This window comes from Streptomyces sp. NPDC088812 (genome assembly GCF_044750285.1).
GTDB lineage: Bacteria > Actinomycetota > Actinomycetes > Streptomycetales > Streptomycetaceae > Streptomyces.
Map to the genome: position 1 here is coordinate 1 of NZ_JBIVJP010000021.1, position 25,288 is coordinate 25,288.

Sequence of the window (25,288 nt, forward strand, 5' to 3'; positions counted from 1 at the left end):
ACGGCGTCCGCCCGCCCCCATGCTCGGGGCCCCGACGGCGCCCCGCCCGGCCCTCGTGCTCGGGGCTTCGACGGCGTCCGCCCGCCCCCATGCTCGGGGCCCCGACGGCGCCCCGCCCGGCCCTCGTGCTCGGGGCTTCGACGGCGTCCGCCCGCCCCCATGCTCCGGGCCCCGACAGCGCCCCGCCCGGCCCTACGGCCCCTGCACGACCTTCTCCGCCAGGTCGACGAACGCCTTCACCGTCGCCCCCCGCAGCCGGCTCACGTCCCTGAACCGCGGGGCGGTGAGTGCCTTGTCGAAGGGGACGGGGACCACCTGGTTGACGCTGACGCCGAGGTGACCGGCGAGGGCGAGCGGGTCGCGGCGGGCCGAGGGGCCCTCGACCTCGCTGACGACGACGATCGCCTCGTCGGCGAGGCGCCAGCGCCGGGCTTCCCGCAGCCGCTGGAGCACGCGCCGGGCGGCCGCGAGGAACCAGTCGGCGGTGCCGCAGCACAGGATCAGCCGGTCGGTCAGGTCCAGGACGGTGTCGGCGGACGCGTCGAGCCGCTGCGGCGCCCAGTCGGTGAGGACGAACGAGTAGTAGGGCTCGGCGCGGGCCAGCACGTGCTCGTAGGCCTGGGTGTGGACCAGGTTCGGGTTGGAGTGGCCGGGCGGGTGGGCGGCGACCTCCAGACCGGACGGCAGACGGGTGGTGAGGGCCCGGACCTCCGCGTAGGAGGGGTCGGCCGGGAGGCCGGCGAGATCGCGGACGGTGGCCGGGTTGCGGCGCGTGAGGAAACGGTTGAGGCCGCCTTCGTGGGCCGCTCCGTCGAGGGCGAGAACGGGTTCGCCGCGCACGGAGGCGAGGAGCGTGCCGAGGACCATCGTCGTCGTGGCACGGCCGCTGTAGTGGTAGGCGCCCACCAGGGTGACCCGCCTGCCGTGGCCGAGGGGCGCACGCAGCCGGGCCAGGCGGGCCTCCGCCTCACGGCGGGCGCCGCCGAACCGGGGCAGCGGCAGGACGCGGCCGTCGGGCGGCGCGGGGGGCGCCGGGAGGGCGAGCGGGACGCGTTCCGTGGGGCGGGCGGTGACCGAGGACGCCGGCGGGACGGTGCGTTCGACGCGGGACTGGGCGATGTAGCGGGCCAGGACGTCGGCCACGTCGCCCGCGCCGGGGCGGGCGGCCGGGTCCGGGTCGAGGCAGCGCAGGACGAGGCGGCGCAGCCGCCGCCAGGTGTCGCCCTGCCACAGGTGCATGCCCTCGGGGCGGCCCGGCAGTTCCCAGCCCGCCTTGCTGCTGACGAGCTGGAGCAGCTCGCCCAGCGCGCGCACGTTGTCCTCGGGCGTCGGCAGCGGGCCCGTCCCGGCGTACACGCCGTCCACGGCGCAGTCGGACAGGTCGCCGAGGACCACCGAGCGGCGCAGCACGAAGATGTTCTCGGCGTTGAGGTCGGCGGGCACGAGCCCGTGCAGGTGGCACAGGGCGAGGGCGCCGGCGAGGTGCCAGCCGACGACCAGCGCGGTGATCTTGTCGAAGGGGGCGGTGCCCTCCGCGTGGGCGGCGTTGAAGATCTCCGCGAGGCGGGGGGCGGCGATCTGCCCGGAGCCGTCGTCGACCGGCGCCGCCGCCAGCCACGGCGGGTCGTCCTCGATCCCGGTGGCGAGCAGGGCGGGGGCGTACTGCCCGCCCAGCCGGCGCAGCGCCTCCGCCTCGACCTCGATCATCCGGGCGTGGCCGGCGGGCAGGTCGGCGCGCGGGGTCCGCACCAGGGCGGTGGAGCCCCGGTCGTCGACGCCGTCGTACTCGGTCAGACGGCGCAGGCGCCGGCGCCGGCGCAGCCGGTAGGGGCCCAGCCGCCGGGGGTCGGCGTCGGTGAGCGGGCCCCAGCCGTCCGAGGGGGCGGGTCCGTGGCCGTGGCCGGCGCCCAGGCCCTGCGTCTCCCGGTCGAAGGAGACCCCGAAGCGGGTGAGGAGCCTGCGCTCGACGCTGGTGAACGGCCGGCGCGTCCCGAACAGCTGGGCCGGGCCGTCCGGGTGGGCGAGCCAGGCCGGGAAGTCGGGCGAGTGGCCGGCGAGTTGTTCCAGGCGCCGGCCGATGCGCCGGCTGGTGCGCAGCAGTTCGGCCTGCGGCACCGCGTCGAGCAGGACCAGGCGCGACGCGTCGGAGAAGTCGAAGACCTGGTGCTTGGCGGGGAGCGGGCCGGGCACCGGCGCCGGGTGCGGGCGCATCAGACCGCCGAGGAAGACCTCCGCGAGATGGGAGGTGCGCGCCCGCCACGGGACCGCCGTCTGCACCAGCCGCATGACCGGCACGGTGAGCGGGGACACGGCGGCCAGGTGGGCGGCGAGACGGTACGCCTCCGGGGTGGCCGCGTCCCGGAAGTGCTGGGGGTCGCCCGGGTCGCCGGCCGGGCCGCCGGGGCCGTGGCGGCCGGGCGGGGCCGCCAGGGGCAGGGAGACCGTGGCGCCGGGGGAGGCCAGGAGGTGGGCCCAGGGGCGCAGGGAGGCGGCCGTCGGTTCCAGCACCGGCACCGGTACGCCGTTGAAGGCGGCGAGGTCCGGCGGGAGGACCGGGTCGGTGATCTCCCAGGACGTGTTGGCGCCGCCGATGCGCCGGGTGGTGACCTGCCAGCGTTCGGCGTGGACGCCGGAGCCCTCCCACAGGTCGGGCGGCAGGGTGTGCAGGACGGCGGTGGGGCCGCGGGAGGCCCACTGGGACAGCAGCCGGTGCAGGGCGCCGCTGCGCCAGGCCGCTCCCATGCCGTCGCTGACGACCAGGACGAGCGTGTTCCCGGAGGGGTCGCTGACCTGGCTCAGCGGTACGGGCGTGCTGTCCGGACGGAAGGGGCGGGCGTGCAGCCGCGGTTCGGGCGCGTCCCGGGTGTCCAGGCCGAGGACCCGGCTGGTCGCGAAGGCGCCCAGCCGCTCCAGCAGGGTGCGCAGTTCGGCGCCGAGGCGGTGCCACAGCAGCATCGACAGGCCGTCGTCGACGAGCAGCACCAGGTGCAGCCAGCGTTCCTGCACGGGCCGTTGCACCACGTCGGGCAGCCGGGTCTCGGCGAGTTCCGCGGCGGTGCGTTCCTCGTCGATCTCCCGGCGGTGCGGGCTGGCCCGGCGGCGGCGCAGCGGCCGCAGCGCCCGGCCCACGGCGAGTTCGCCCGCGAGGGCCTTGTCCTCGGGGACCCGGACCGGCATCGCGCGGCCCGGGTCGGGGGCGTGCCGCAGCCGGATGTCGGGCATGGGGGGCGCCGGTGCCTGCCGGGCCGCCGCGTACAGGGAGCGGCCGGTGAGGTCGGGCAGGTCGGGATCGTCGGACCGGGGCGCGGGGCGTGCCGGGCCGGTGTCGTCCGGCTCGGGGTCGGGCCGCGGCGGGGCCGGCGGGTGTTCGACGGGCCCGGTGCGGTGGAGCGGGGCGGCGGCTCCCGAGGGCAACCGCCCGGCCAGCCACAGCACGTCGAGCACCTGGTCGGCGTCCAGGTCGTGTCCGCAGGCCCGCAGCACCCGCAGCGCCTCCGCGAGCCGCGCCCCGCCACCCGCCGGACGCCCGCGGGCCGTCCCTCCGTGCCCCGGCCCTCCGTGCCCCGGCCCTCCGTGCCCCGGCCCTCCGTGCCCCGTCCTTCCGTGATCCGGTCCTCCGTGCCCCGGTCCTCCGTGCCCCGTCCTTCCGTGATCCGGTCCTCCGTGCCCCGGTCCTCCGTGATCCGGCCCCCAGTGCCCCGTCCCCCCGTCCATGGCGTCACATGGCCCCGGTGAGCTGGTGCAGTACGGCGTCCAGCAGGCCCTCGGCGTCCAGGTCGACGCCGCCGGTGCGCAGGAAGACGGCGTTGAGGAGCTGGTCGGTGGCGAGTTCACCGGGGGCGCGGCGGCGCAGGAACGCGTCGATCAGGTCGTCGGCGTCGCGCAGCGCCTCCTCGCCGAGGTGGGCGGTGACGATGGCCCGCAGCCGGGTCTCGTCCGGCACCGGCAGGTCGAGGCGGACGCAGCGCCGGAGGAAGGCGGGCGGGAAGTCGCGCTCGCCGTTGCTGGTGATGACGACCACCGGGAACTCGGCGCACTGCACGCGCCCCTGGTGCACCGTCACGGTCCCGCGGTGGTCGGCGGTCCGCACGTCGACGTCGGCCATGTCCTCGGGCAGCCGGGTCAGTTCGGGGATGTCGAAGTAGCCCTCCTCGAAGACGGTCAGCAGGTCGTTGGGCAGGTCGACGTCGCCCTTGTCCATCTCGTCGACGAGCAGGGCGCGGGGCGTGGCGGACGGCACCAGGGCGGTGCCGAGCGGGCCGAGCCGGATGAACGTGCCGATGGACGGCTCGCCCTCGCCCCGGTCGCGGCTGAGCGTCGTCTCCCGCAGCCGTCCGATCGCGTCGTACTGGTAGAGCGCCTCCTTGACCGTGGAGCGGCTGTTGATGGACCAGCGCAGCAGCGCGCCGAGGCGCAGTTCGTGGGCGACGGCGCGGGCGAGGGACGACTTGCCGGTGCCGGCCGGACCGGTGACCAGCAGGGGGCGGCGCAGATGGAGGGCCGCGTTGACGACGTCGGCGTGCTGCGGCTCGATCAGGTAGGGCAGTTCGGGCCGGACGGCCGGGGCGGGGCTGAACCGGCGCCACGGCGGTGCCGAGGGCAGGTCGACGGCACGCGGGACGCCGTCGCCGCGGAAGAGGCGCCAGTCGGCCTCGGGTACGGAGGTCATGCGCCCTCCTGGGGCTCGGTCAGGTGCAGCCGGGGCACCGTGCGGTCGGCGTCCGCCCAGGCGAGGACCGGGCGGCCGGGGAACTCCGGAGCGCGCGTCCCCCGGGCGTTGGCCCGGTAGACGCGGACTCCGTCGGGCAGTTCACGGGTGGCGACCTGCGCCATGTGCCGGACGACGTGCGACGACGAGGACGTCGTGGGGGAAGACGCCGGGGAGGCCGCCGAGGATGACACCGAGGACGGCGACTTGTCGCCCCCGCGGTCCCACACCACGACCGGTATGCCCACCGCGAGACAGATCTGAACGATGGCGTCGCGCGGGCCCGGGGGGACGTCGACGGAGACGCGGACCGTGTCCAGCCGGCCCATCAGCTCGTAGTAGACCTGGTGCGGGTCCTGGGCGGGGTCGGACACGACCAGCGTCTCGCCCGAGTCGAGCTGCCGCCACCGTTCACGCCAGTCGGGGAGGAAGCGCTCGTGCCGGTGGAGGAGCTCCGGGCAGTGCACGACCAGGGGGAACTCGACGCCGAGGACGCCGGGGACGACCTCGCCGGGCGCCTGCGCGGCCCACTCGTCGACCGGCAGGTTGAGGTCCGCCCGGTCGACCAGCACCTCTACGAGCGGCCGGCCGGCCTCCGTCGCCTCGGGCGCGAGGGTCTCCAGGACGCGCAGCAGTTCGCGCGCCGCCTGGGACGCCGAGTAGGTGGCGGAGCTGTCGGTGGACACCTGCCGGGGCCCGGTGCCCTCGTCGCACCACACCCGCAGCCGGTGGCGGCCCCGCCCGGCGCGCGTCACCCGGGCGAGCACCCGCACCCGCCGGTCCCCGGCCCGCAGCGTCCGGGCCCACTCCTGGGCGTCGGAGCGGCGCTCGCGCAGGGCCGCCAGCGGGATGCCGAGCCGCCCGGCCACACCGTCCGACCACAGCCGCAGGTCCGCCTGCCGGGGCGCGGGGCACAGCGCGGCGACGTACTCGACGACCCGGAGCAGCACCGGCACCCGCGGACCGCCGTCGTCGGAGTGGCCGTCGCCGGGCAGGGTCTCCAGCCGGTCGAGCAGCACGTCGAGGGTCTCCCCGTCGTACGGTGCGGCGACCCGCTTGGTGGCCTCGCGGACCGCTTCCGGGACCCGGGTGAGCACCGGCCGTTCGACCCGGCGCAGCAGTTGGTGCAGCCGCCGGTGCTCACGCGGCGACAGCAGCAGCGGGGTGGCGGACAGCCGTCCGGCGACCAGGGCGCGGTCGGCGGCCCGGGGGTCGCGGGGCCGCAGGATCTCCGCGAAGGCGGCCAGGGCGCGGGGCTGGAGGAGGAGGAAGGCGGCGAACTCCTCCACCGTCGGAGGCGTCACCGGGCTGCCCGGCGCGACCCCGCAGGCGTGGGCGAGCTGCCGGGCGGTGTCACCGAGGGTGTACGGCGACGGCAGCGCGTTGCGGATCGCCGCCACGAGCATGCCGTGGGCGGGGTCGTCGGACTCCTCCGGCCCGGCGGCGTCGTCCGCGTCCAGTACGCCCAGCGGCCGCAGCTCGGCCTCCACCCGCTGCCAGGGGATGCCCCAGCTCCGCCGGATCAGATGCTGCGGACTGTGCGGGACGGGCTCCCCGCCGGGGCCGCACTCCGGCATGAAGTGCGCCGCGACCAGCCCCACGACGGCGCCCTCCTCCTCCGACCACAGCGGTCCGCCGCTGTAGCCGGGGCCGACCGCCATGCCGGTGCTCTTGCCGTCGAGGTAGCCGACCGGCCCGTCCAGCGCGGCGACCCGCAGATCGGCGAAGGTCGCGCCGCGCCCGCTGCCGTGCCAGGCGCGCACCGTCTGCCCCGCCGCCATGGCGGTACGGCGGTGCGGTGCGGGCACCCCGCCCGGCGGGGCGTCCACGCGCAGCACCGCCAGGTCGCCGAGCCACTCGTCGTCGCCGTCGCGTACCGGCCCGCCGTCCGGCGCGCGGGGCGGGATCCAGTGCACCACGCGCGCGGGGAACCGTTCGTCGCGCCACGGCCCCCGGAGGTCGACCAGCACATCGTCGAGCCGGGGCACCCGGGACTCGAACATGCGCCTGCCCAGCGCCACGTTCACGACGTGCGCGCAGGTCAGCAGGGTGTCGACGGCGAGGACGACCGCCCCGCCCGCCGTCCCGCCGTCGGCGGAGCGCCGCACGGACGCGACGCACGGACCCGACTCGGCGCCGTCGGCACGGCCGACGGACTTGAACCAGCCCACGGATCACTCCGCGCCGGTCGCCGGTTTCCACGTGGCGGTGACCGTGAGGTGCGCCTGCCCGTTCCCGCCGACGATGCCCAGCTTGAGGTCCTGCCCGACCTGCACCCCGAAGGTGACGCTCAGTTCGTCCGGCGGGTCCGGCACGCCCCGCACGGAGTCGTGCACCTCCTGGATCAGCGGCCCGAGCGGTCGCAGCGCCCCGCGCAGCGCCCCGGCGGCGAGGTCGGCGACGGCCGCGCCGGCCGCCCCCACGGGCACCGCCCGGCCCATTCCCGCGGGACGGTCGTCGTCGTCCCGCACCGCAGGGGCACCCGCGGCGGGCCCGAGGAGGAATCTGACGGGAGTGCCGTCGTCTAACGCTGTGTTGATCGAGGTGGACACGACAGCATTCTGATCGACAGAGCGGGCACGTACCAGGCCTTTGCGTCAAAACGTACCGGCCGGACACCGGGCAGGGTTTCCCGGTTCCCGGTTCCCGGTTCCCGGCTCCCGGTTCCCGGTTCCCGGTTCCCGGTCCCTGGTCCCCGGCTGCGTCGTGCACATGGTCCCGGGCGCCCCGCTACCGAACACTTGCCCAGTGCTCCACCCTTCAGGGGGAGGTGTAGGGCATCCTGCCCGTAGCGGCCCGGAGGGTCGCAGCGGCACGGCTAGCATCGCCTTGCCGGACAACGAAGTTGTCCGGCCTACCGCCGGACGGGCGGGAAGTCAGGCCTGCGGAGGCCACGTAAGACCGACCCTCACCGGTCGGCAGAGGCCCGTGAAACAGGAACCCAAGGTGGTACCGCGTAGCGGTACGGACCGGAATCTCCTGCCCTCGGGCAGGAGAGGGCGTCAACGCAGCCCCCCGGCGATCTCCCCGAGGGCGGCGGCCGCCCGGCGCTGCAACCCGGGGCCGAACGTGACCCGGGTGGCCCCGAGCCCGCCGAGTTCGGCCGGTGAGGCGCCCTCGCCGACCTTGGCGAACACGTTGACCGGCCCCTCGATCCCGGCCCGCAGCAGCGGCAGCACGGCGGCCGGCGCGCCGATCGGGTACACGCAGTCGGCGCCGGCGGCGACGTACAGCGCGGCCCGTTCCACGGCCCGGTCGGGGTCGGTGACCCCCAGGACGAAGGTGTCGACGCGGGCGTTCACGAACAGCTGGTCGGCCGCCGCCGACCGCACCTCGGCGAGCCAGTCGGCGTGGGCCCGCGGGTCCTTGAGGACACCCTGGTGCGAGTCCTCGAGGTTGCAGCCCACGGCGCCCGCCTCCAGCAGCCGCTCGACCAGTTCCTTCGGCGGCAGGCCGTAGCCGTCCTCGACGTCCGCCGACACCGGCACGTCCACGGCCCGGGTGATCCGCGCGACCGCCGCGAACATCTCCTCCGCGGGCGTCCGACCGTCCTCGTACCCGAGGGCGGCGGCCACCCCGGCGCTCGGGCTGGCCAGCGCCGGGAAACCGGCGTCGGCGAGGACCCGGGCACTGGCGGCGTCCCACGGGCCCGGCAGGACCAGCGGGTCCTCGGGGGCGGGGCGGCGGTGCAGGGCGCGGAACGTCTCGACCTTGTTCACGGACGGTAACCTCCTGGCGCGATCCGGCGGGTGACCATCACCCGGTTCCAGTTGTTGATGGCGGTGATCAGGGCGATGAGGTGGGCCAGTTCGGCGTCCGCGAAGTGCTTCGCCGCCTGCTCGTACACCTCGTCCGGCACGAATCCGTCCGTGAGGACGGTCACCGCCTCCGTCAGCGCCAGCGCGGCCCGCTCCCGCTCGTCGTAGGCGTCCCCGGCCTCCTCCCAGGCGCTCAGCAGGTCGAGCTTCTTCCCGGGGACGCCGTGCTCCCGGGCGATGGCGAGGTGCATGTCGAGGCAGAACGCGCAGTGGTTGAGCTGCGAGGCACGGATCACCACGAGCTCGGCGAGCGCCGGGTCACCGAGCCCCTTCTTCGCGGCGGCGCTGAGCGCGGACAGGGCCTGCCCGACGGCCCGGTCCAGCGGCGCGGTACGCGCCCCCGCCACCTGTCCCGCCGCCCCCGCCACCTGTGCCGCCGCCCCCGCCACCTGTGTCACCGCTCCCGCCACCTGTCCCGCCGCCCCTGCCACCTGTGCCGCCGCCCCCGTCACCCGTGTCACCGCTCCCGCCACCCGTGCCGCCTCCGTCACTTGTACTGCCCCCGCTCGTAGTGACCCGGCGCCAGCCGGCAGGTCACGCCGAACCGGTTCCACGCGTTGATCACCGTGATCGCGGCGATCAGCTGCGCCAGCTCGGCGTCCTCGAAGTGCTTCGCCGCCCTCGCGTACACCTCGTCCGGCACAAAGCCGTCCGTCAGCACGGTCACCGCGTCCGTCAGCGCCAGCGCGGCCAGTTCCTTCTCCGTGTAGAAGTGCTCCGACTCCTCCCACGCGCCGAGCTGGACGATCCGCTCGACGCTCTCGCCCGCCGCGAGCGCGTCCTTGCTGTGCATGTCGAGGCAGAGCGCGCAGTGGTTGAGCTGAGAGGCGCGGATCTTCACCAGCTCCAGCAGCTTCGGGTCGACGCCCTTCCGGGCGGCGGCGTCCAGCCGGAGCATCGCCTTGAAGACGTCGGGGGCCAGCTCGGCCCAGGCGAGGCGGGGGGCGTGCTCGGGGGCGTACTCCACGGCCGTCGCTGTGGTGTCGTTCGTCGTCATACCGTCGACCCTAGGAGCGAGGCAGCCCACGGGTATGGTCCATTTCCATGGCGGAACCGTGGGCCACTCTGGGCGTCGACCTGCATCTCGAACCGACCGGTCCCGGCCTGCGCCGGGGCCTGACCGACGCCCTGCGCGAGGCGGTCCGCAGCGGCCGGCTGGCCCCCGGCACCCGGCTGCCCTCCTCCCGCACGCTCGCCGCCGACCTCGGCATCGCCCGCAACACGGTCGCCGACGCCTACGCCGACCTGGTCGCCGAGGGCTGGCTCACCGCCCGGCAGGGCTCGGGCACCCGGGTCGCGGAGGGGGTCCCCGCCGTACCCACCGGGCAGCGGGGGAGGACGGCCGTGCCGTCCCCCGGCGCGGCCTCCCCGCCCCGCGAGCTCCACCGCCCGGCGTACGACCTGCGCCCCGGCACGCCCGACCTCGCCTCCTTCCCGCGCGCGGAGTGGCTCAAGGCCGCCCGCCGCGCCGTCACCGCCGCACCCCACGAGGCCCTCGGCTACGGCGATCCCCGCGGCCGCGTCGAACTGCGCACCGCGCTCGCCGGCTACCTCGCCCGCGCCCGCGGCGTGCGCACCGACCCCGGACGCGTCCTCGTCGTCGCCGGGTTCGTGCACGCGCTCGAGGTGCTCGGCGCGGTCCTGCGGGCGCGCGGGGTCCGCACGGTCGCCGTCGAGTCGTACCGCCTCGACCAGCACGAGAGGCTCCTGACGGCGACCGGCCTGCGCACCCGGCCGCTCCCCTTCGACGGTCTCGGCACCGACCCCGTGCCGCCGGCCGACGTGGGCGCCGTCCTGCTCACCCCCGCCCACCAGTTCCCGATGGGCGTTCCGCTGCACCGCGACCGGCGGGCGGCCGTCGTGGACTGGGCGCGGCGCACCGGCGGGCTGGTCCTGGAGGACGACTACGACGGCGAGTTCCGCTACGACCGCCAGCCCGTCGGCGCCCTCCAGGGCCTCGACCCCGACCACGTCGTCTACCTGGGCACCGCCAGCAAGTCCCTCGCCCCCGGTCTGCGGCTCGCCTGGGCGGTGCTGCCGCCCGGCCTCGCCGAGGAGGCCGCGGCGGCGAAGGGCCACATCGACACCTGCGGCGTCCTGGACCAGCTGACCCTCGCCGAGTTCATCGCCTCCGGCGCCTACGACCGCCAGGTGCGCTCCGCCCGTCTGCGCTACCGCCGCCGCAGGGACGCCCTGGTGACGGCCCTCGCCGCCGCCTCCCCCGGCGCCCGGGTGACCGGCATCGCGGCCGGACTGCACGCCGTGGTGAGCCTGCCGCCCGGCGCCGAGCGGTCGGTGGTCCGGGCGGCCGCCTGGCAGGGCCTCGCCCTGTACGGGCTGTCGTACTTCCGCCACGAGGCGGCCGTGGCGGACCCGCTGGACGCCCTGGTCGTCGGCTACGGAACACCACCGGACCACGCCTGGGCGGGCGCGCTGGCCGCGCTGTGCCGGGTGCTGCCGTAGGCCCGGAGGGCGCGCGCCGGTCCGCACCGAGGACCACGCACACCCCCGCAAACCGCGCGAACGGCCTGCGGGCGGGCGGCCGGGCCCGGGCCGCCCTCCCGACGATCTCTAGGCTGACCGGCGGAAAGAGGCCCGGAGGGATCGCCGGGCCGACGCGATGGGGAGACAGGCCCGAGGGATCGCCGGGCCGCTGCGACGGGGGAACAGGACATGGCGGACACACGCAGGCGGCTGCGTTCCAGCACGGTCGTGCTCGGCGGGATCGGCGGGATGGGCGTCGTCGCGGCGGTCGTGGTGTGCGACATCGCCGGGCTCGGGCCACCGGGTCTCCCGGCCGTCGAAGCGCTGGCCCGCCTCCGGCTCACGGCCCGGCGCTACCGGATTTCATTCGCAGTGCATCGGCCTTCACTTCAGGCCGGTGGTGAAGCGAATCTGATCAGTGGCGACGCGGAGCGTCGCGGATTCAGGTCCGGCGGAGCCGGACAGCGTGGTCACCGAGGGTGGGGTGGGGAACGGATGTTCCCGGCGACATCCGGTATGGCTCGTTCGTACGCTCTTCGCATGCAGCTTCGGTACGTCTTCAGGTTGTACCCGAGCGTCGTCCAGCAGACCGCGCTGGCCAGGGCGTTCGGGTGTGCCCGTGTCGTGTTCAACGAGGTGGTCCGTGCCCGTGAGGACGCCCGTCAGGCCGGGCGGCCGTTCCCGACGGCCGGGGAGCTGTCCCGGAAGCTGATCACCGAGGCGAAGCGGACGGCCGGGCGTGCCTGGCTGGGTGAGGTGTCCGCGGTGGTGCTCCAGCAGTCCCTGCGGGACGCCGAAACCGCGTACCGCAACTTCTTCGCCTCCCTCAAGGGCACCCGTAAAGGGCCGAAGGTGGGAGCACCACGGTTCAAGTCCCGCAAGGACACGCGGCAGTCGATCCGCTTCACCGCCAACGCCCGCTGGAAGATCACCGTCGCGGGCCGTCTGGACCTGCCGAAGATCGGGGCGGTGAGAGTGAAGTGGTCCCGCACGCTGCCCGCCACCCCGACCTCCGTCACCGTCGTCAGGGACGCGGCGGGCAGGTTCTTCGCGTCCTTCGTCATCGACACCGACCCCGCCGCCGACCAGGCCCGGATGCCCGCAAGCGATCAGACCGTCGGCATCGACCTCGGCCTCACCCTCCCCCAGACTCCGTCCGGGGGGACCCCCATCGCCGTCCTCTCCGACGGCACGAAGATCGACTCCCCGCGTTTCCTGCGGCGCGCGGAGAAGAAGCTGAAGAAGGCCCAGAAGGAGCTGTCCCGCAAGCAGAAGGGATCGAAGAACCGGGCCAAGGTCCGCCTGAAGGTCGCCCGCGCCCATGCCAGGGTCACTGACGCGCGCCGCGAGTTTCACCACCAGCTCTCCACGAAGCTGATCTCCGAGAACCAAGGGATCGCCGTGGAGGACCTGTCGGTGGCGGGACTGGCGCGCACCAGGCTGGCCAAGTCCGTCCATGATGCGGGCTGGGCATCGTTCGTGAACATGCTGGAGTACAAGGCCGCCCGGTACGGGCGCACCCTGGTGAAGATCGGCCGGTTCGAGCCGACGAGTCAGGTCTGCTCCACCTGCGGGGTCAAGGACGGGCCCAAACCCCTCAACATCCGGGAATGGACCTGCAGCGCCTGCGGCACGGTCCACGACCGGGACCACAATGCCGCACTCAATGTGAAGACGGCCGCCGGACTGGCGGTATCGGCCTGCGGAGCGCCGGTAAGACCAGAACCCGTTCTGGCACAGCGCGAAGAAACAGGAAGCCACGGATTCCCGACCGGAAACCGTGCCGCGTAGCGGCACGCAACCAGTCAGGGAAGGCCAGAATCCTCGCCCTTCAGGGCGAGGAGCATGTCAACAGCAGCTCGCCCCGCTGCCCGCCTTCGACGGCAACCACGTCGTCCTCGGCGCCTGGGTCGTCGGGAACGAGTCCGCCGGCCTCGGCATCCGCGAGTCCTCCGGTCTGATCACGGACGAGTACGCCCGCTTCCTGCCCCACGTGATCCTCTAGACCAGGCCCGGAAGGTCTCGTCTGGCGGACGTGACGCCGGTTCCCGGCGGCGCGCCCGGTAGGCTTTCGAGCAGGCCGTGACTGGCGCGCTGGGATGGGACGGACCATCGGGGAGCGGCCTGACGTAACAGTGCCGTGCGCCTGGGCCAGACCGAGAACCGTGACCGCTCGCACGCCACGCCACCGGAGGCCGACGACATGCCCGAGCAGCAGCCCCTCTCCACCGAGTCCACCGCCTTCCGCGCCGCCCTGGACGTGATCCGCGCGGTCGAGCCGCGGGTCGCCGACGCCATCGGCCAGGAGGTCGCCGACCAGCGCGAGATGCTCAAGCTGATCGCCTCCGAGAACTACGCCTCCCCGGCCACCCTGCTGGCGATGGGCAACTGGTTCAGCGACAAGTACGCCGAGGGCACCGTCGGCCGCCGCTTCTACGCCGGCTGCCGCAACGTCGACACCGTCGAGTCGCTCGCCGCCGAGCACGCCAAGGAGCTCTTCGGCGCCCGCCACGCCTACGTGCAGCCGCACTCCGGCATCGACGCCAACCTCGTCGCCTTCTGGGCCGTCCTCGCCGACCGCGTCGAGGCCCCCTTCCTGGAGAAGACCGGCGCCCGCCAGGTCAACGACCTCACCGAGGCCGACTGGGCCGAGCTGCGGCAGGCCTTCGGCAACCAGCGCATGCTGGGCATGTCCCTGGACGCCGGCGGCCACCTCACCCACGGCTTCCGCCCGAACATCTCCGGCAAGATGTTCGACCAGCGCTCCTACGGCACCGACCCGGCGACCGGCCTGATCGACTACGAGGCCCTGCGCGCGTCCGCCCGCGAGTTCAAGCCGCTGATCATCGTCGCCGGTTACTCCGCCTACCCCCGCCTGGTGAACTTCCGCGTCATGCGGGAGATCGCCGACGAGGTCGGCGCCACCCTCATGGTCGACATGGCCCACTTCGCCGGCCTGGTCGCGGGCAAGGTCCTCACCGGCGACTTCGACCCGGTCCCGCACGCCCAGATCGTGACGACCACCACCCACAAGTCCCTGCGCGGCCCGCGCGGCGGCATGGTCCTGTGCGACGACTCCCTCAAGGACCAGGTGGACCGCGGCTGCCCGATGGTCCTCGGCGGCCCGCTCCCGCACGTCATGGCCGCCAAGGCCGTCGCCCTGGCCGAGGCCCGGCAGCCCGCCTTCCAGGGCTACGCCCAGCGCATCGTGGACAACTCCCGCGCCCTGGCGGAGGGCCTGACGCGCCGCGGCGCCACGCTGGTGACCGGCGGCACGGACAACCACCTGAACCTGATCGACGTCGCCACCTCCTACGGCCTCACCGGCCGCCAGGCCGAGGCGGCGCTGCTGGACTCCGGCATCGTCACCAACCGCAACGCCATCCCCGCCGACCCCAACGGCGCCTGGTACACCTCCGGCATCCGCGTCGGCACCCCGGCGCTCACCACCCGCGGCCTGGGCACGGCGGAGATGGACGAGGTGGCGGGCCTGATCGACCGCGTGCTCACCACCACCGAGCCGGGCACCACCAAGTCGGGCGCCCCGAGCAAGGCCGCCCACCTCCTGGACGCGAAGGTGGCGGAGGAGATCTCCCAGCGGGCGACGGACCTGGTCGCCGGCTTCCCGCTGTACCCGGAGATCGACCTGGGCTGAAGCGCCCCGCAGGGGGTGCGGGGAACTGCGCGATCGGCTCACCCCGATCCGCGGTTCCCCCCGCACGGAAGCCCCCCGTCTCTCTGAGAGAATGGTGAGCATGGCGAATGACCGACCTCGTGTGCTCTCCGGAATCCAGCCCACCGCGGGCTCGTTCCACCTCGGCAACTACCTCGGCGCGGTCCGCCAGTGGGTGGCCCTCCAGGAGTCCCACGACGCCTTCTACATGGTCGTCGACCTGCACGCGATCACGGTCCCGCAGGACCCGAAGGAGCTCACGGCCAACACCCGGCTGGCCGCCGCGCAGCTCCTCGCGGCCGGCCTCGACCCGGAGCGCTGCACGCTCTTCGTCCAGAGCCACGTCCCCGAGCACGCGCAGCTCGCCTGGGTCATGAACTGCCTGACCGGCTTCGGCGAGGCGTCCCGCATGACCCAGTTCAAGGACAAGTCCGCCAAGCAGGGCGCCGACCGCGCGAGCGTCGGCCTGTTCACCTACCCGATCCTCCAGGTCGCGGACATCCTGCTCTACCAGGCGAACGAGGTCCCGGTCGGCGAGGACCAGCGCCAGCACATCGAGCTGACCCGCGACCTCGCCGAGCGCTTCAACGGCCGCTTCGGCGAGACCTTCACGATCCCGAAGCCGTACATCCTCAAGGAGACGGCGAAGATCTACGACCTCCAGGAGCCGTCGGTCAAGATGAGCAAGTCGGCGTCCACGCCGAAGGGCCTCATCAACCTCCTCGACGAGCCGAAGGCCACCGCGAAGAAGGTCAAGAGCGCGGTCACCGACACCGACACGGTCGTCCGCTACGACACCGAGAACAAGCCGGGCGTGAGCAACCTGCTCACCATCTACTCCACGCTGACCGGCGCGAGCATCCCCGAGCTGGAGCAGCGGTACGAGGGCAAGCTCTACGGCGCGCTCAAGACGGACCTCGCCGACGTCGTCGTGGACTTCGTGACCCCGTTCCGGGACCGCACCCAGCAGTACCTCGACGACCCCGAGACGCTGGACTCGATCCTGGCCAAAGGGGCGGAGAAGGCACGTGCCGTGGCCGCGGAGACCCTCTCCCGGGCGTACGGGCGGATCGGCTTCCTGCCCGCGAAGCACTGAGGGCGCACCACCGCACACAGGGTGCGCCGGGCAGAGCGCTGCACATCACTTCCGCTGCGCCTGCCCACAGCACAGCCGTGGCCGTACAGTCGATAGCCGTACGACCGGCCACGGCCGTCGACGACGGGCCATGAACCCGGCAGCACATCCGGCACCACTTCCGGCACGACGACAGGAGACGACGTGGGGACCGTAACGATCGGTGTGTCGATCTCGGTCCCGGAGCCCCACGGCCGCCTGCTCCAGGAGCGGCGCGCGGGCTTCGGCGACGCCGCGGCTCACGGCATCCCCACGCACGTCACGCTGCTGCCGCCGACGGAGGTCGAGGACACCGCGCTGCCGGCCGTGGAGGCGCACCTCACCTCGGTCGCCGGGGCGGGCCGCCCGTTCCCGATGCGCCTGTCCGGCACGGGCACCTTCCGGCCCCTGTCGCCGGTGGTGTACGTCCGGGTCGTCGAGGGCGCCGAGGCCTGCGCCTGGCTCCAGCAGCAGGTCCGGGACCCCGCCGGGCCCGTCCCCCGCGAGCTCCAGTTCCCCTACCACCCGCACGTCACCGTGGCGCACGGCATCGACGAGGCGGCGATGGACCGCGCGTTCGAGGAGCTCGCCGCCTACGAGGCGGACTGGTCCTGCACCGGCTTCGCCCTGTACGAGCAGGGCGCCGACGGGGTGTGGCGCAAGCTGCGCGAGTACGCCTTCGGCGGGCCGGTGGTGCCCCCGCAGGCGGCCTGCGTGGACCGCGACTCCCTGCCCGCCCGGTAGGCCTCCACAGGGCCTACAGGGGCAGCCGGCGGAACACCCCGCGCGGCACGTGCCGCAGCACCGACATCACCACCCGGAGCATCCCCGGCACCCACACCGTCTCCGAGCGGCGCCGCAGACCCAGTTCGACGGCCGTGGCGACCGCCTCGGGGGTGGTCGCCAGCGGGGTCTCGTCCAGCCCTGCGGTCATCCGGGACCGGACGAACCCGGGGCGGACGACCATGACGTGGACGCCGGTGCCGTGCAGCGCGTCGCCGAGGCCCTGGGCGAAGGCGTCCAGGCCGGCCTTGCTGGAGCCGTAGATGAAGTTGGTGCGGCGGGCGCGTTCGCCGGCGACGGAGGAGAGCACCACCAGGGAGCCGTGGCCCTGGGCCTGGAGGGCGCGGGCGGCGACCAGGCAGGACGAGACGGCGCCCGTGTAGTTGGTCTGCGCGACACGCGCCGCGGCCACCGGGTCGCGCTCGTCGCGGGCCTGCTCGCCGAGGACGCCGAAGGCGAGCAGGACCATGTCGATGTCGCCCTCGGCGAAGACCTTGCCGAGCACGGTCTCGTGGGACTCGGGATCGAGCGCGTCGAAGGGGACGGTGCGCACCTCGGCGCAGAGGCCGCGCAGCTCGGCCGCCGACTGCTCCAGGGCGGTCGACGGGCGTCCGGCCAGCCAGACCGTGGTGGTGCGGCGGGCGATCAGACGGCGCGCGGTGGCCATCGCGATCTCGGACGAGCCGCCGAGGACGAGGAGAGACTGGGGGAGGCCGAAGGCGTCCTTCACGACAGCTCCTGAAGGGTTTCAGAGGGAGAGACGGCGGGCGAGGTCGGAGACGAACACCCCGCGCGGGTCCAGCTCCGCGCGCAGCGCGCGGAAGTCGTCCAGCCGCGGGTACATGGCGTCGAGCACGTCCGGCCGCAGCCGGGAGTCCTTGGCGAGGTAGACCCGTCCGCCGGCCGAGGCGACCTGCTCGTCCAGCTGGTCGAGGAGGGCGGCGAGGCGGGGCAGCCCGGCCGGGATGTCCAGGGCGAGGGTCCAGCCGGGCCGGGGGAAGGAGAGCCAGCCGGGGTCGGCCTCGCCGAAGCGCTTGAGGACGGCCAGGAACGACGGGCAGCCGCGGCGCGAGAGGCGGCGCACGATCGTGCGCAGGGTGTCCTCCTCGCCGTGCCCGACGACGAACTGGTACTGCACGAAGCCGCTGCGGCCGTAGACGCGGTTCCAGTGGGGGACGCCGTCGAGGGGGTGGAAGAAGGCGGAGAGCCGCTGGAGTTCGCCGGTCCGCGCGTGGGGCGCCCTGCGGTACCAGAACTCGTTGAACAGTCCCACGGTGCGGCGGGTGAGCAGCCCCTCCGGCAGCCCTTCCGGGAAGGCGGGGGCGGGCGGGAACCGGGAGGGGCGGAAGGACAGCGGGGCCCGGCGCGCACGGGCGGGCAGCGCGGCGAGGGGCGCGTGGTCGCCGCGGGTCAGGACGGCGCGTCCGGTGGCCGCTCCACGCGCGAGGAGGTCGATCCAGGCGACGGAGTAGCGGTAGCCGTGGTCGGTGGCCGTCAGCCGGGCCATCAGGTCGTCGAGGTCGCTGGCCCGCTCGGTGTCGACCCTCATGAACGTCGTCTCGACCGGCTGGAGGCGGAGGGTGGCCGCGAGGACGACCCCGGTCAGCCCCATGCCGCCGGCGGTCGCGTCGAACAGGGGAGTGCCGTGGCCGACCGTGCGGACCGAGCCGTCGGCGGTGAGCAGCTCCAGCGACCGGACGTGACGGGAGAAGGAGCCGGACACGTGGTGGTTCTTGCCGTGGATGTCGGCGCCGATCGCGCCGCCCACGGTCACGTAACGGGTGCCGGGGGTCACCGGCACGAACCAGCCGAGCGGCAGCAGCACCTCCATGAGGCGGTGCAGGGAGACGCCCGCGTCGCACCGGACGGTCCCCTCGGCGACGTCGACGGCGTGGATCCGGTCCAGGCCCGTCATGTCGAGCACGGTCCCGCCCGCGTTCTGCGCCGCGTCCCCGTACGCCCGCCCCAGGCCCCGGGGGATGCCGCCGCGCGCCCCGCAGTCCCGGACGGCGGCCACGGCCTCCTCGTACGTCCGGGGGCGGACCAGACGGGCGGCGGTGGGGGCGGTGCGGCCCCACCCCATGACGGGGACGGTCCGGGAAGGGGCGTCGGAAACGGTCTCGGCAGCCATGTCGGCGACCGTATCGCCCCTTTGTGAGCGGTTAGTTGTGAAACATTCGCTCCCTCCCCAAAATGGGTGATTAATGGTATGTCGCTCAATATTGGCGGAGTTCCGGCGGGGTCGGCGTGAACAGTGAGTCCCCATGGACCACCACACGGATGACACCCCGGCGGACTTCGACCACCGCATCCTCGCGGCGCTCCGCGCGCGTGGTGCGGATCCGCGCGTGGCGGGGGCCGCGCGCGCCCTGTCCTGGGCGGGCGAGCACGGCGCCCTGTGGCTCGCGGGGGGACTCGTGGGCGCCGCCGTGGACGGCACCCGGCGCGGCGCCTGGCTGCGCGCCACCGCGCTCACCGCGGGCGCGCACCTCGCCGGCTCGGGTGTGAAACGGATCGTCCGCCGTCCGCGTCCCGCCCACGTCGAGCCCCTGGTGCGCACCGCCGGCCGGCATTCCTTCCCCAGCTCGCACGCCACCTCGGCGGCGGCCGCCGCGGTCGCCTACGGCGCGCTCGGCGTGTACGCCGTCGCCCCGCTCGCCGCCGCGATGTGCCTCTCCCGCCTGGTCGTCGGCGTCCACTACCCCTCCGACGTGGCGGCGGGCGCGGCCCTCGGGGCCCTCACGGCGCGCGCGGGAGCACGCTGGATACACGCGGGCGCCCACGGTGTGCGAGGAGGCGGGGCATGACGGAGACCGCGCCCCTCACCAAGACCTCCCTCACCAAGCCTCCCCGTACCAAGACCCTCCTCACCGACCCCTCCCGCGCCTACCCCGACCCCTCCCGCCCCGATCCCTCCCGCCCCGATCCCTCCCGCCCCGATCCCTCCCGCCCCGATCCCTCCCGCCCCGATCCCTCCCGCCCCGATCCCTCCCTCTCCGCCGCCCCCCTCCCCGCCCGCACCGGCTCCCTCCTCGTCGGCCTCCTGCGCACCGCCCGCCCCAAGCAGTGGGTCAAGAACACCCTCGTCGTGGCCGCCCCCGCGGCCGCCGGCCGGCTCTTCTCCTGGACCGCCCTCACCGAACTGGCCCTCGTCTTCGCCCTGTTCACCGCCTGCGCCGCCGCCGTCTACCTGATCAACGATGCCCGGGACGCCGACGCCGACCGCGCCCACCCCGTCAAACGGCACCGCCCGGTCGCCGCGGGCCAGGTCCCGGTGCCCCTCGCCCACGCCGTGGGAGGCGCCCTCGCGGTCCTCGCGCCGGCCACCGCGGCCTGGCTGACCTCGCCCGCCGTCGCGGCCCTCCTGGCGGCGTACCTCGCCATGCAACTGGCGTACTGCGTCAGCCTCAAGCACGTCCTGGTCGTCGACCTCGTCGTCGTCGCGACCGGGTTCCTGATGCGGGCCATGGTCGGCGGGCTCGCGCTCGGCATCCCGCTGTCGCGCTGGTTCCTGATCACCACCGGGTTCGGGGCGCTGTTCATGGTGTCGGCCAAGCGCTACTCCGAGGCCGTGCAGATGGCCGGCCAGGAGGGCGCCACCCGCGCGCTGCTCACCGAGTACACCACCGGCTACCTGCGCTTCGTCTGGCAACTGGCCGCCGGGGTCGCCGTCCTCGGCTACTGCCTGTGGGCCCTGGAGGAGGGCGGCGTCCCGTACCCGGGCCTGCTGCCCTGGCGCCAGCTGTCGGTGGTCGCCTTCATCCTCGCGGTCCTGCGCTACGCCGTCTTCGCCGACCGCGGCACCGCCGGCGAACCCGAGGAGGTCGTCCTCGGCGACCGCGCCCTCACCCTGATCGGAGCCGCCTGGGCCGCCATGTACGGGCTGGCGGTGGCCCATTGGTGAGAACGGCACCGCGGCGGAGCGAGCTGCTCGGCTTCGCCGCCGTCGGCCTCCTCGCCTACGCCGCCGACCTCGCCCTCTTCACCCACCTGCGCGGCCCGGCCGGCCTCGACCCGCTCACCGCCAAGGCCCTCTCCTTCCTGGCCGGCTGCACGGTCGCCTACGCGGGCAACATCCTCGGCCCCTACCGGCACGCGCGCGTGAAGGGCCCGCGCCCCTACGCCGTGTTCCTCGCGGTGAACCTCGCCGGCGCCCTCGTCCAGCTCCTCTGTCTCGCCGTCAGCCACTATGGTCTCGGCTTCACCTCACACCGCGCGGACACCGTCTCCGGGGCCGGCGTCGGCATGGCGCTGGCGACCGTCCTGCGGTTCTGGGGTACACGGACATGGGTGTTCGGCGCGGGCCGGAGCACGGGGCGGAACTGACGAGGGCGGGGTCGGAGCATGGACTGGCTGAAAAGACTCCCCGGGATCGGGCCGCTCGTCACGCGCCTGACGGCCACGCACGCGTGGCGGTCGTTCGAGCGGCTGGACCGGGTGAAGTGGACGCGGCTGGCCGCGGCGATGACGTTCACCAGTTTCATCGCGCTCTTCCCGCTGCTCACCGTGGCCGCCGCGATCGCCGCCGCCGCGTTCGGCCGCGACCAGCAGCACACCCTGGAGGACCGGCTCGCCGAGCAGGTGCCCGGCATCTCCGACCAGCTCGACATCGACGCCCTGGTGCAGAACGCCGGCACCGTCGGCCTCATCGCCGGTGCCGCCCTGCTGTTCACCGGCGTCGGCTGGGCGGGCGCGACGCGCGAGTGCCTGCGCGCGGTGTGGGAGCTGCCCGACGACGAGGACAACCCGGTCCTGCGCAAGGCCAAGGACCTCGGCGTCCTCGTCGGACTCGGCGGCGCCGTCCTCGTCACCCTCGCCGCCTCCACCGTCGCCTCCGCGATGGTCGGCTGGATCACCCGGCAGCTCGGCATCGACGAGGGCGGCTGGGGCGGGGTGCTGCTGCGCCTCGCCGCCTTCGCCGTCGCCGTCCTCGCCGACTTCCTGCTGCTCCTCTACGTCCTGACCCTGCTGCCCGGCGTCGAGCCCCGGCGGCGCCGCCTGGTGGTGGCGGCGCTGACCGGCGCGGTCGGCTTCGAACTGCTGAAACTGCTGCTCAGCGGCTACCTCCAGGGCGTGGCCGCGAAGAGCATGTACGGCGCGTTCGGGGTGCCCATCGCCCTGCTGCTGTGGATCAACTTCACCGCGAAGCTGGTCCTGTTCTGCGCCGCCTGGACGGCGACGGGCAGCGCGGCGGAGACGCCGGACACCGGCGTCAGCGGCGGCGCCGCACCAGATCCGGCAGCGGCCAGCGGCGGTTGACCAGGAACGCGGCGCCCGCCAGCAGCACCAGCAGACCCCCGGTCACGGCCAGCGCGACGCCCATGCCCCCCGAGCCGCCCTCGGGCACCGCGCTCGCCACGGGCCTGCCCGACACGTTCCCGGTGCCGCCGGCCTCGCCGGAGGCGTCGCCCGAGGCGCCCGCGCTGGGCTCCGCGCCGGCCTGGGCGGTGCCCTTCGGCGCCACCAGCTCGCCCACCGGCTGCACCTTGCCGGCGGCCTGGAAGCCCCAGTCGAACAGGGCGGCGGTCTCCTTGTAGACCTCGTTGTGGTCCGTCTTCTCCGGGTTCATCACCGTGACCAGCAGCACCCGGCCGTCGCGCTCGGCGACGCCGGTGAAGGTGGCGCCCGCGTTGGTGGTGTTGCCGTTCTTGACGCCGGCGATGCCCTCGTACTGGCTTATGTCGTAGTCGCCGGACAGGAGCCGGTTGGTGTTCTGGATCTCGAAGGTCTCGCGGACCGTCTTGCCCTTCTTGTTCTTCGTCGTCGCACCCGGGAACTTCGCCGTCACCGTCGAGCAGTACTCCCGGAAGTCCTTCTTCTGCAGCCCCGAGCGGGCGATCAGCGTCAGGTCGTACGCCGAGGAGACCTGGCCGGAGGCGTCGTAGCCGTCGGGCGAGACCGCGTGGGTGTCGAGGGCCTGGAGCTCCTCGGCGTGCGCGTTCATCTCCGCGACCGTCTTCTCGACACCGCCGTTCATCGACGACAGCACGTGCACGGCGTCGTTGCCGGAACGCAGGAAGACACCGAGCCACAGGTCGTGCACGGTGTAGGTCTCGTTCTCCTTTATGCCGACCAGGCTGGAGCCGGAGCCGATGCCCTCCAGGTCCGTCGCCTGCACCTTGTGCTGCGTGGTGCTCGGGAAGTTCGGCAGCACGGTGTCGGCGAAGAGCATCTTCAGGGTGCTCGCCGGGGGCAGGCGCCAGTGCGCGTTGTGGGCGGCGAGCACCTCGCCGGACTCGGCGTCCGCGACGATCCACGACCGGGCCGTCAGGTCCTTGGGCAGCACCGGGGCGCCGCCCGCGAGGTCCACCTGCGTCCCGGCCTGCCCGAGGCGTTCACCGCCGACGGTGGACATGTCCGCCGGGGGAGTGGCCGACGCCGAGGCCGACGGTGAGGGGCTCGGGGCCGCCAGGGACACGGGCGCGGTCAGCGCGAGGGACGCGAGGGTCGCGGAGGTGACCAGCAGGGAACGCCTGACGGTCTGCTTCAAAGGAGCGGGCACGACGGAGAACGTACCTGGCGGGCGACGGGAAGTCCCATCCCCCTCCCCACCCCCGGCACGGAACCGGACACCGGTTGGCGATACTGGACGTATGAAGCTCAGCCGCCCGGTGTCCTGGTTCCTGCTCGCCTTCGGGGTGTGGAGCTGGGTCATCTGGGTCACTTTCGTCAAAAACCTGATCAAGGACAGCAGCGGGCTCGCCTTCGACGACGGCGATCCCACGGCGTACTTCTGGGTCCACCTGACACTCGCCGTCGTCTCCTTCGTACTGGGGACGGTCATCGGGGTCATCGGGTTGCGCGGACTGCGCGCCCTGCGCCGCACGCGATAACCGATCGTCCCGGCGCTCCGGCGCCCGGCGCACCGGCCGGACCGCCGGACGCCGTTCGCGGACGCCCAAGCCGACAGCGGGGATTACGACACCGTGGCCATCCTTTTCGTGCTGCTCGCCCTGGCCGTCCTGGTGACGGCCAACTGGTACCTGTGGCGCCGCCTGTTCCGCGACACCACCCGCGCTCCCGGGTGGGTGCGGCGCGGCGGCGCGGCGCTGATCGCGGGCGGGTGGGCGCTGGCCGTCGGCGCCCTGGTCGCCGAGCGCACGGGTGCTCCCTTCTGGCTCCAGCGCGTCCTCGCCTGGCCCGGCTTCCTGTGGCTGGCGCTGTCGATCTACCTGCTGCTGGCGGTGGTCGTGGGAGAGGCCGTCCGCCCGCTGCTGCGGCGGTACCTGGAGCGGCGCGGTCCCGCCCCGGCGGCCGTGTCCCACCCGAGGCCGGCACCGGCGGGCGGCGCGCCGCGCGAGCAGCAGCCCGCACCGGCCCGGTCCGTCCCCTCCACCGGCAGCCCGGCCGCTGCCTCCGCCTCCGCCGGCAGCCCGGCCTCCGCCTCCGCCGGCAGCCCGGCCTCTGCCTCCGCCTCTGCCGGTAGCCCGGCCTCTGCCTCCGCCGGTAGCCCGGCCTCTGCCTCCGCCTCTGCCGGTAGCCCGGCCTCTGCCTCCACCGGCAGCCCGGCCTCTGCCTCCGCCAGCAGCCCGGCCTCTGCCTCCGCCTCTGCCGGTAGCCCGGCCTCTGCCTCCGCCGGTAGCCCGGCCGACGCCCCGGCCGATTCCTCCCCCGGCACCCTCGACGGTTCTCCCGGCACCCTCGACGGTTCTCCCGGCACCCTTGACGGTTCTCCTGCCACCCCCGACGGTCCCCCCGCCACCCCGTTCCCCCAGCTCGTCGCCGCGCCCTCCCGTCGGCTGTTCGTCTCGCGTGTGATCGGCGGCGCCGCGGCCGCGGCCGCCGTCGGGACGGTCGGGTACGGCACGTACGGCGTCCTCGACGGGCCGACGGTCAAGCGGGTCACGGTCCCGCTGGCCAAGCTGCCGCGCGCGGCGCACGGCTACCGGATCGCCGTCGTCAGCGACATCCACCTGGGCCCGGTCCTCGGCCGGGGCTTCGCCCAGCGGGTCGTCGACACGATCAACGGCACCCAGCCCGACCTGATCGCCGTCGTGGGCGACCTGGTCGACGGCAGCGTGAAGGACCTGGGCCCGGCGGCGGCCCCGCTCGCGGGGCTGAAGGCGCGTCACGGCAGCTTCTTCGTCACCGGCAACCACGAGTACTTCTCCGGCGCCGAGCAGTGGGTCGAGGAGGTGCGCCGGCTCGGTCTGCGCCCCCTGGAGAACGCCCGCACCGAGCTGCCCTGGTTCGACCTGGCGGGCGTCAACGACGTGGCGGGCGAGAGCGAGGGCCAGGGTCCCGACTACGCCGCGGCGCTCGGCGACCGCGACACCACGCGCGCGTGCGTGCTCCTCGCCCACCAGCCCGTCCAGATCCACGACGCCGTCGACCACGGCGTCGACCTCCAGCTCTCCGGCCACACCCATGGCGGCCAGCTCTGGCCCGGCAACCTCCTCGCCGCGGCCGCGAACCCGACGGTGGCGGGCCTGGAGCGCTACGGCGACACCCAGCTGTACGTCTCCCGCGGCGCCGGCGCCTGGGGCCCGCCCACGCGGGTGGGCGCGCCGTCGGACATCACGGTCGTCGAACTCGCCTCGACCCGGGCCTGACGTTCCGTCACCATGCGTCCGCCCAGGGCGAGGAGAACGTGCGGAGGAGCCGTGAAACTCGGCTGAAACAACCGGTCGGCAAGTTCTTTCCCATCTCGCCAGATTCCCCTTCCCCGGATGAAACACGTGTGATTAGGTGAGCCCCGCCGCCATAGG

19 protein-coding genes, 2 pseudogenes and 1 riboswitch are annotated in these 25,288 nt (G+C 74.3%); of the genes and pseudogenes, 11 read left to right on the forward strand and 10 right to left on the reverse strand.

Going from position 1 to position 25,288, the window contains the following annotated elements:
- Positions 1-192: 192 nt before the first annotated feature.
- The 7 genes from ACIP67_RS31305 to ACIP67_RS31335 all read right to left on the reverse strand — a co-directional run bounded on the left by ACIP67_RS31305 (position 193) and on the right by ACIP67_RS31335 (position 9,523).
- Positions 193-3,483, reverse strand: a complete 3,291-nt coding sequence (locus tag ACIP67_RS31305) for an SAV_2336 N-terminal domain-related protein (protein WP_401696273.1) — start codon at positions 3,481-3,483, stop codon at positions 193-195.
- A 235-nt stretch (positions 3,484-3,718) separates the two neighbouring features.
- Positions 3,719-4,669 (reverse strand): AAA family ATPase, encoded by a 951-nt coding sequence (locus ACIP67_RS31310; protein ID WP_401696275.1) that lies wholly within the window; start codon positions 4,667-4,669, stop codon positions 3,719-3,721.
- Entirely contained in the window at positions 4,666-6,879 is a 2,214-nt protein-coding gene (locus ACIP67_RS31315) for a trypsin-like peptidase domain-containing protein (protein WP_401696276.1), read from the reverse strand. The genes ACIP67_RS31310 and ACIP67_RS31315 overlap by 4 nt, the downstream gene beginning before the upstream one ends.
- Before the next feature lie 3 nt (positions 6,880-6,882).
- A complete protein-coding gene (locus ACIP67_RS31320) occupies positions 6,883-7,260 on the reverse strand; it encodes a CU044_2847 family protein (RefSeq protein ID WP_401696277.1) in 378 nt (125 codons plus the stop codon).
- A gap of 450 nt (positions 7,261-7,710) precedes the next feature.
- A complete protein-coding gene (locus ACIP67_RS31325; RefSeq protein ID WP_401696279.1) occupies positions 7,711-8,427 on the reverse strand; it encodes an isocitrate lyase/phosphoenolpyruvate mutase family protein in 717 nt (238 codons plus the stop codon).
- Complete coding sequence (locus tag ACIP67_RS31330) at positions 8,424-8,915, reverse strand: carboxymuconolactone decarboxylase family protein (RefSeq protein WP_401696450.1); 492 nt, start codon at positions 8,913-8,915, stop codon at positions 8,424-8,426. The genes ACIP67_RS31325 and ACIP67_RS31330 overlap by 4 nt, the downstream gene beginning before the upstream one ends.
- A gap of 98 nt (positions 8,916-9,013) precedes the next feature.
- Positions 9,014-9,523 carry a carboxymuconolactone decarboxylase family protein gene (locus ACIP67_RS31335; protein ID WP_401696280.1) on the reverse strand — a complete coding sequence of 170 codons (510 nt, stop codon included), beginning with the start codon at positions 9,521-9,523 and terminating at the stop codon, positions 9,014-9,016.
- A gap of 47 nt (positions 9,524-9,570) precedes the next feature.
- Here ACIP67_RS31335 and ACIP67_RS31340 point away from each other — a divergent pair, with 47 nt between their 5' ends.
- The 5 genes and pseudogenes from ACIP67_RS31340 to ACIP67_RS31360 all read left to right on the forward strand — a co-directional run bounded on the left by ACIP67_RS31340 (position 9,571) and on the right by ACIP67_RS31360 (position 16,541).
- Positions 9,571-10,989: a PLP-dependent aminotransferase family protein gene (locus tag ACIP67_RS31340; RefSeq protein WP_401696281.1), complete on the forward strand. Its 1,419-nt coding sequence runs from the start codon at positions 9,571-9,573 to the stop codon at positions 10,987-10,989.
- A 561-nt stretch (positions 10,990-11,550) separates the two neighbouring features.
- A pseudogene (locus tag ACIP67_RS31345) lies at positions 11,551-13,012 on the forward strand (RNA-guided endonuclease TnpB family protein); the annotation flags it as partial.
- Between the two features lie 70 nt (positions 13,013-13,082).
- Positions 13,083-13,169, forward strand: a riboswitch (ZMP/ZTP riboswitch).
- Positions 13,170-13,213: 44 nt separating this feature from the next.
- Complete coding sequence (locus ACIP67_RS31350) at positions 13,214-14,665, forward strand: glycine hydroxymethyltransferase (RefSeq protein WP_401696451.1); 1,452 nt, start codon at positions 13,214-13,216, stop codon at positions 14,663-14,665.
- A gap of 100 nt (positions 14,666-14,765) precedes the next feature.
- On the forward strand, positions 14,766-15,779 hold the full coding sequence (trpS, locus tag ACIP67_RS31355) for a tryptophan--tRNA ligase (RefSeq protein WP_401696282.1): 1,014 nt from the start codon (positions 14,766-14,768) through the stop codon (positions 15,777-15,779).
- 183 nt (positions 15,780-15,962) lie between these two features.
- Complete coding sequence (locus ACIP67_RS31360) at positions 15,963-16,541, forward strand: 2'-5' RNA ligase family protein (protein WP_401696284.1); 579 nt, start codon at positions 15,963-15,965, stop codon at positions 16,539-16,541.
- Positions 16,542-16,554: 13 nt separating this feature from the next.
- On the opposite strand, the gene ACIP67_RS31365 is transcribed toward ACIP67_RS31360, so the two are convergent.
- A complete protein-coding gene (locus tag ACIP67_RS31365) occupies positions 16,555-17,310 on the reverse strand; it encodes a decaprenylphospho-beta-D-erythro-pentofuranosid-2-ulose 2-reductase (RefSeq protein WP_401696286.1) in 756 nt (251 codons plus the stop codon).
- Positions 17,311-17,328: 18 nt separating this feature from the next.
- Positions 17,329-18,711: an FAD-binding protein gene (locus ACIP67_RS31370; protein WP_401696287.1), complete on the reverse strand. Its 1,383-nt coding sequence runs from the start codon at positions 18,709-18,711 to the stop codon at positions 17,329-17,331.
- 133 nt (positions 18,712-18,844) lie between these two features.
- Between ACIP67_RS31370 and ACIP67_RS31375 the strand changes: the two genes are divergently transcribed.
- The 4 genes and pseudogenes from ACIP67_RS31375 (at position 18,845) to ACIP67_RS31390 (ending at position 21,839) form a co-directional block, all read left to right on the forward strand.
- Positions 18,845-19,387 carry a phosphatase PAP2 family protein gene (locus tag ACIP67_RS31375; RefSeq protein ID WP_401696288.1) on the forward strand — a complete coding sequence of 181 codons (543 nt, stop codon included), beginning with the start codon at positions 18,845-18,847 and terminating at the stop codon, positions 19,385-19,387.
- Entirely contained in the window at positions 19,384-20,484 is a 1,101-nt protein-coding gene (locus tag ACIP67_RS31380; RefSeq protein WP_401696290.1) for a decaprenyl-phosphate phosphoribosyltransferase, read from the forward strand. The genes ACIP67_RS31375 and ACIP67_RS31380 overlap by 4 nt, the downstream gene beginning before the upstream one ends.
- Positions 20,445-20,937 (forward strand): annotated as a pseudogene (locus ACIP67_RS31385) (GtrA family protein). Before ACIP67_RS31380 ends, ACIP67_RS31385 begins: the two are co-directional and overlap by 40 nt.
- Entirely contained in the window at positions 20,925-21,839 is a 915-nt protein-coding gene (locus ACIP67_RS31390; protein ID WP_401696291.1) for a YihY/virulence factor BrkB family protein, read from the forward strand. Before ACIP67_RS31385 ends, ACIP67_RS31390 begins: the two are co-directional and overlap by 13 nt.
- On the opposite strand, the gene ACIP67_RS31395 is transcribed toward ACIP67_RS31390, so the two are convergent.
- A complete protein-coding gene (locus ACIP67_RS31395; RefSeq protein WP_401696292.1) occupies positions 21,793-23,082 on the reverse strand; it encodes a D-alanyl-D-alanine carboxypeptidase family protein in 1,290 nt (429 codons plus the stop codon). The genes ACIP67_RS31390 and ACIP67_RS31395 overlap by 47 nt on opposite strands.
- A gap of 91 nt (positions 23,083-23,173) precedes the next feature.
- On the opposite strand from ACIP67_RS31395, the gene ACIP67_RS31400 reads away from it, so the two are divergent.
- Both ACIP67_RS31400 and ACIP67_RS31405 read left to right on the forward strand, forming a co-directional pair.
- Positions 23,174-23,413, forward strand: coding sequence for an SCO4848 family membrane protein (locus ACIP67_RS31400; protein ID WP_385063974.1), 240 nt, complete (start codon positions 23,174-23,176; stop codon positions 23,411-23,413).
- Between the two features lie 93 nt (positions 23,414-23,506).
- Positions 23,507-25,132 carry a metallophosphoesterase gene (locus ACIP67_RS31405; RefSeq protein ID WP_401696293.1) on the forward strand — a complete coding sequence of 542 codons (1,626 nt, stop codon included), beginning with the start codon at positions 23,507-23,509 and terminating at the stop codon, positions 25,130-25,132.
- Positions 25,133-25,288: the final 156 nt, after the last annotated feature.